The sequence below is a fragment of the Agrobacterium sp. MCAB5 genome, from assembly GCF_052114365.1.
GTDB lineage: Bacteria > Pseudomonadota > Alphaproteobacteria > Rhizobiales > Rhizobiaceae > Agrobacterium > Agrobacterium tumefaciens.
In genome coordinates, this window is the sequence record NZ_JBFREP010000047.1 from 1 (window position 1) to 1059 (window position 1059).

The 1059-nt window shown below is 56.3% G+C and carries 1 protein-coding gene; it reads left to right on the plus strand.

Features of this window, described 5'->3' with window-relative positions; genetic code table 11:
* Window positions 1-292: 292 nt before the first annotated feature.
* Window positions 293-1045 (plus strand): IS6 family transposase, encoded by a 753-nt coding sequence (locus AB4Z23_RS27190; RefSeq protein WP_441361144.1) that lies wholly within the window; start codon window positions 293-295, stop codon window positions 1043-1045.
* Window positions 1046-1059 lie beyond the last annotated feature (14 nt).

Sequence of the window (1059 nt, forward strand, 5' to 3'; positions counted from 1 at the left end):
CCCAAGAATGTCAGCGGCGAAGCAAAACACACGCACAGTGATCGGTCGAGCTTATCGCAAAGATAGGTTTGGCGCGCAATTGACCCGCGGGGTCGGAAACGCCAATGGTTGGAGCGTTCGTCTATTCGGTCCGAATTGCAGACCACCCATCTGATCATTCGATCCGTCGGCGTACAAAACCCCCGAATACCTAAGGGCTGAGTTCCGCCGGCCCTGTCGCAAATTTTCTTGGTTAACCGCGTGTTGACGATTACCGGAGAAATTTCCGCTCCCAATGTAGTGGAGCATAACAATGATTCTGAATGCCATTGCCGAGAAGCTGAAGCGCCAGTCGAAGGGTGATTTCAAAGGGCGGCATTTCGAGGCATGGCTGATCGTGCAGGCAGTCACGTGGTATCTGCGCTACCCGCTCAGCTACCGAGACCTTGAGGAGATGTTCCAAGAGCGCGGCTTCGAAGTAGACCACAGCACGATCAACCGCTGGGTCCTTGCCTATGCACCACTCATCGAGAAGCGGCTGCGCCAGTTTCGGCGCCCGCACAGTGGCTCGATCCGCATTGACGAAACCTACGTCAAGATCCGCGGCAAGTGGCGCTATCTATACCGCGCCATCGACAAGCACGGAAGCCCGAGCGACTTCCTGCTCACCGCAAAACGCGACCTCGACGCGGCCAAGCGCTTCTTCCGCAAAATGCTCAAGGACGAGCCACTCCTCTCGCCGACAAAGATCGGCACGGATGGCGCCAATACCTTCCCCTCGACGATCAAGACGGCCATCGACGATGGTCTGTTGCATCCAAGTCCGGTCCACTATGTCACCAAGTACCTCCAGCAAGGCATTGAGAGCGATCACTTCCGAGTGAAGAAGAACATGCCGAAGATCGGCGGCTTCCAATCTTTCAGCACGGCGCGTCGAACAATTGCCGGTTTCGAAGCGATGCTCTGGCTGAGAAAGGGCTTCGGCTTCAGTGGCGATTGGACCGTCAACGATCAGAACGATCTGCTCGCGCGCCTCTTCGGACTTCAAAAGGTTAACAAAGCTTGAAGGTAGGCCCCGCT